The sequence below is a fragment of the Mesorhizobium sp. M5C.F.Ca.IN.020.29.1.1 genome, from assembly GCF_003997375.1.
Lineage (GTDB): Bacteria > Pseudomonadota > Alphaproteobacteria > Rhizobiales > Rhizobiaceae > Mesorhizobium > Mesorhizobium wenxiniae.
Genome location: NZ_RZSW01000461.1, coordinates 1 through 5,125 on the forward strand (window position 1 = coordinate 1; position 5,125 = coordinate 5,125).

Sequence of the window (5,125 nt, forward strand, 5' to 3'; positions counted from 1 at the left end):
CGAGGGAAACGCGGGGAGCCCGCCGCCGAACCCCCCCGCCGTGACAATTGGAACGCACTGCCCCACACCGCTCATCTCCACGAGGGAAAAACTGTCGGCAATGGCGGCGTCCACGCCAGCTCGTTTGTCGGTCATCCGCCCCTCAACTGGCCGTCCGATTGGATTGCTGCCCATTCGCACCATCACCACAGGTTCGACGACAATCAAGTGGGTTTCGGAGCGGAGGTCGAAGCGTCTCGCGGCTGCCCCTACAATTGCAGCTTCTGTGCCAAGATCGATTTCCGCGACGCCTATCGCCGCAGGAACCACGATGCGATCGTGATGGAAATTGATCGGCTGATCGGCCAAGGCGTCGGCTATGTCTATTTTATCGACGAAATCTTCCTGCCGCAGAAGGCGCTGCTGGAGGCACTGGTCGACCGCGACGTCAAGTTCGGCGTGCAGACCCGCATCGACCTTTGGAAGCCGGAGCTCCTCGAATTACTGGGCGCCGCCGGCTGCGTTTCCATCGAGGCCGGCCTCGAAAGTCTGACCGTGGAAGGCCGGGCCATGCTGGCAAAGCGTTGCCGGCTGGGCACCGAGGAACTGGCCGCGCTGCTGGTCAATGCACGACGTCACGTTCCGTTCGTCCAGGCCAATCTGATCGGCGTGATCGAGGACGATCCCGCTCTGGTCGATCATTGGCGCAAGCACCTCATCGACCGCGGTGTGTGGGCCAATGAACCGGTGCCGCTCTATCCCTACCCCAGTTCGCCCAGCTATCGCGAGCTTTGGGGCGAGCCCGACGATCTCGCCTGGGAGCGCGCCCACGAGCATTACCTGGCCTCGTTCCGGACGTTCAGCGACATCCAGGAGAAACGTCCGCGCGCGTTGGCCGAGTTGGAGGCGACATGTTGCAGTCACTGATCCGCCGCCCGCGGCGAATCCTAATGACCGTCGATGCCGTCGGCGGCGTCTGGCGCTACGCGCTTGATCTGGCGCGGGAGTTGGCTCACGGCGGCGACAGCATCGTGCTCGCCGGGTTAGGCCCGGAACCGTCCGAGGAGCAGGCGAAGGAGGTGCAGGCTTTCGCGGCCTTGGCGTGGCTCAAGACACCGCCGGACTGGATGACGCGGAATGAGAGCGATCTGGAAAGATTGCCGCAGGAATTGCGCGCGCTTGTTTGCGATTGCGCGATCGACCTCGTCCATCTCAATGCGCCGACGCAGGCCGTGGGACTTGATGTGCCTTGCCCGATCGTGGCGGTCTCGCATTCATGCGTTGTGACGTGGCTCCACGCCGTCAGGGGACAGGCTGTGGACGGCGAATGGGCCTGGCAGAAGGACCGTAACAGACGCGGTTTCGATTGGGCAAATGCCGTAATCGCGCCCAGCCGCAGCCATGCCGACATGCTCGAGGCCTGCTACGGGCCGATCGCCCGCCTGAGCGTTGTCAGCAACGGCACACGGCCAGGTCCAAAGGCAGAGACGCGCGAACCAATGGTTCTCGCCGCCGCGCGCTGGTGGGACGAAGGAAAGAACGCAGCTACGCTGGACCAGGCAGCATCGCTGACGACATGGCCGGTCTTCGCTGCCGGGCCGCTCGAGGGCGCCGATGGGCAACGCACCAGTTTCAGCAACCTCGCTCCTCTGGGTTCTGTCTGCCACGATGAAGTACGTCGGTTGATGGCGCAGGCCGGCATCTTCGTGTCGCCATCCGTCTACGAACCCTTCGGCCTTGCCGTGCTGGAGGCAGCCACATCCGCAACACCTTTGGTGCTTGCCGATATCCCGACCTATCGCGAATTGTGGAACGGCGCGGCTATGTTCTACGACGTCCATGATCCACGCGATCTCGCCAGATGTGTCGATCGTCTCTCTGACGACGCCCGATATAGGCGCCGGCTCGGCGAAGCCGCCGCACGCCGAGCGCGCAAGTTTTCACCGGCAAGGCAAGCGGCGGCCATGCACGAGATCTACGATCGGGCCGCCCTGGCCGTTGCGGAACGCTGACGATGCGGTTCCTGTTCTATACCCATTCGGTCGTTTCCGACTGGAACCACGGCAACGCACATTTCCTGCGCGGCATCATGCGGGAACTCGTTGCACGCGGACATCAGGCGATCGCGCTGGAGCCCTCAGACGGCTGGAGCCGTTCGAACCTCCTGGCAGAGAAAGGGCCCTTCGCGGTCGAGCGCTTCAGAAAGGATTTTCCGGAGCTGATGCCGGTGACCTACGACGCCTCCTTCGTCCATGAAGGCTGGATTGCCGGCGCCGATGTGGTGATCGTCCACGAATGGACTGACCCGGACCTTGTCGCGCGCATCGGCAGGGCAAAAGCGAACGGAGGCGGTTTCACGCTTCTGTTCCATGACACCCATCATCGCGCCGTCTCGGCGACGCAAGCGATCTCGGCTCTGCGGCTGGAGCATTATGACGGCGTGCTCGCCTTCGGCGAAGCGTTGCGGGAAAGCTATCTTCGCGCCGGCTGGGGCAAACGTGCTTTCACCTGGCACGAGGCGGCGGATGAGCGCCTGTTCAAGCCGCACCCGGAGATCGACCCTACATCCGACGTGATCTGGATCGGCAACTGGGGCGACGACGAGCGCAGTGCCGAAATCAAGGAATTCCTGATCAATCCAGTGGAAGAACTTGGCCTGGGTGGCACTGTTCATGGCGTGCGCTATCCACGCGAAGCGCTCGCCGATCTTGCCGCCGCCGGCCTGGGTTACGAAGGCTGGATTGCCAATGCCGACGTGCCCAAGGCATTCGCGGCCCACCGCGTAACCGTCCACATCCCGCGGCGCCCCTATCGGGAGAGCCTGCCCGGAATTCCGACGATCCGCATGTTCGAGGCTCTCGCCTGTGGCATCCCGCTCGTTTCGGCGCCTTGGACCGATGTCGAGCAACTCTTCAGGCCAGGCATCGACTTCCTTTTCGCGGGCGACGGATCCGAGATGTGCCGTCATCTTCGCGACGTGCTGGACGATGCTGACCTGGCCGCCTCACTGGTGAAATCCGGCCTCGAAACCATTGGGAGGCGACACACTTGCCGGCACCGGGCGGACGAGTTGTTCGGCGTGCTCGCCGAATGCGGCAACCGCCAAGCCATCGGTCCCATCGCCCTAGAGGAGACAGTCGCATGAAGATTGCATTTTATGGGTCGAGCCTGCTGTCGTCCTATTGGAACGGCGCGGCGACCTATTACCGCGGATTGCTCAAGGCTCTTTCTCAGCTCGGCTACGAGATCACTTTCTATGAACCGGACGTCTACGACAGGCAGAAGAACCGCGATATCGAGCCACCAGACTGGTGCAACGTCGTCGTCTACGAGGCGACCCCGCATGCGCTGATGCAGGTGGCAGCAAGCGCACGCGAAGCCGACGTCGTCGTCAAGGCGAGCGGAGTAGGCTTCGAGGACGAGGCGCTGCTGCGCGCCGTACTCGACCACGCCCGTGCGGATGCGCTGACAGTGTTCTGGGATGTCGACGCACCGGCCACTCTGGGCCAATTGCGCGACGAGCCGGACCACCCCCTTCACCGCGCGTTGCGGGAGATCGACCTTGTCCTCACCTACGGCGGCGGCGACCCGGTCGTCTGGGCCTATCGTGCGCTGGGGGCGGCTGAGTGCGTGCCGATCTACAATGCGCTCGATCCCGAAACGCATCATCCGGTCGCGAAGGATAAGCGTTTCGCTTGCGACCTCGCCTTTCTCGGCAACCGCCTGCCGGATCGTGAAGCACGCGTCGAAGCCTTCTTCCTCGATCCGGCCAGCCGTTCGGGCGATCAGCATTTCCTGCTCGGCGGATCCGGTTGGGGTGACAAGCAGCTTCCGGCAAATGTCGCATGGCTCGGCCACGTCGGGACGCGCGACCACAATGCGTTCAATGTCACATCCAAGGCGGTGCTGAACATCAGCCGCGACAGCATGGCCGCCAACGGCTTTTCACCTGCCACGCGCGTCTTCGAGGCTGCGGGTGCCGGCGCATGCCTCATCACCGACGCCTGGCTCGGCGTCGAATTGTTCCTGGTCCCTGGGGAAGAGATCCTGGTGGCGCGCGACGGCAACGATGTCGCCGAAATCATGCGCACCCTCACACCCCAGCAGGCAAGGGCGATCGGTGCATCTGCGCTTCGGCGTGTTCTCGCCGAGCATACCTATGCGCTAAGGGCAGCCGTGGCCGACGCCGTTTTCAGGCGTCATTTCGAACGCCCCACCGTGGAGGCAGCGGAATGACCAAGCGGCTCGATATCGTCTTTCTTGGCCTGTCTTTGTCCTCTTCATGGGGAAACGGCCACGCCACGACCTTTCGAGGGTTGCTGAAGGGCCTGCACGAGCTCGGCCATCGCATCACCTTCCTCGAACGCGACGTGCCATGGTATGCAAGCCATCGCGATTTGCGCGACCCGGATTTCTGCACGTTGCGCTACTACGAAACGACGAACGATCTTCGTCGGACGTATGCTCGCTGCCTGCAGCAGGCAGATGTCGTGGTGGTTGGGTCCTTCGTTCCGGAGGGGCGAGCCGTCATCGACATCGTCGCGTCCTTGTGCACGGGCCAGTTCTGCTTCTACGACATCGACACGCCGGTCACGCTGGCAAAGCTCGCCGCGAATGATTGCGACTACATATGCCGACGGCAGATTCCGTATTTCGACGTCTATTTCTCATTCACCGGCGGGCCAACGCTCGCCCGTTTGGCGGCGGATTTTGGTGCACGGCGCGCCGAGCCGCTCTACTGCTCCGTCGACCCGGAGCGGCATCGCCGAACGTCCGATCCGATCTGCTGGGACCTTGGCTACCTCGGCACCTACAGCTCGGACCGGCAGGCGACACTGGATGCTCTCCTGCTTGAACCGGCAAGACGCATGCCGGACCGTCGCTTCGTCGTGGCCGGCTCGCAATTCCCGTCCGAGACCGTCTGGCCAAGCAACGTCGATCGCATCGAGCACTTGCCGCCGGCAGACCACGCCGCTTTCTACAGCCGCCAGCGCTACACGTTGAACGTCACACGCAGCTCCATGATAGCGGCTGGGTGGTCTCCCAGCGTACGTCTCTTCGAGGCGGCTGCCTGTGGCACGGCGATCATCAGCGATCGCTGGACCGGTCTGGATAGCTTCTTTCCGACAGCCACGATCAATACGGC

Annotated in this window: 5 protein-coding genes; all 5 read left to right on the forward strand. The window is 63.2% G+C overall.

Going from position 1 to position 5,125, the window contains the following annotated elements; genetic code table 11:
• A partial coding sequence (locus EOA85_RS27060) for a TIGR04295 family B12-binding domain-containing radical SAM protein (protein ID WP_127211811.1) occupies positions 1–906 on the forward strand: 906 nt, incomplete at its 5' end.
• Positions 907–929: 23 nt separating this feature from the next.
• Positions 930–1,991, forward strand: a complete 1,062-nt coding sequence (locus EOA85_RS27065; protein WP_164759909.1) for a glycosyltransferase family 4 protein — start codon at positions 930–932, stop codon at positions 1,989–1,991.
• Positions 1,992–1,993: 2 nt separating this feature from the next.
• Positions 1,994–3,124 (forward strand): glycosyltransferase, encoded by a 1,131-nt coding sequence (locus EOA85_RS27070; RefSeq protein ID WP_127211813.1) that lies wholly within the window; start codon positions 1,994–1,996, stop codon positions 3,122–3,124.
• Positions 3,121–4,215 carry a glycosyltransferase gene (locus tag EOA85_RS27075; RefSeq protein WP_127211814.1) on the forward strand — a complete coding sequence of 365 codons (1,095 nt, stop codon included), beginning with the start codon at positions 3,121–3,123 and terminating at the stop codon, positions 4,213–4,215. The genes EOA85_RS27070 and EOA85_RS27075 overlap by 4 nt, the downstream gene beginning before the upstream one ends.
• On the forward strand, positions 4,212–5,125 hold a 914-nt coding region (locus tag EOA85_RS27080), incomplete at its 3' end, for a glycosyltransferase (RefSeq protein ID WP_127211815.1). The genes EOA85_RS27075 and EOA85_RS27080, both read left to right, overlap by 4 nt.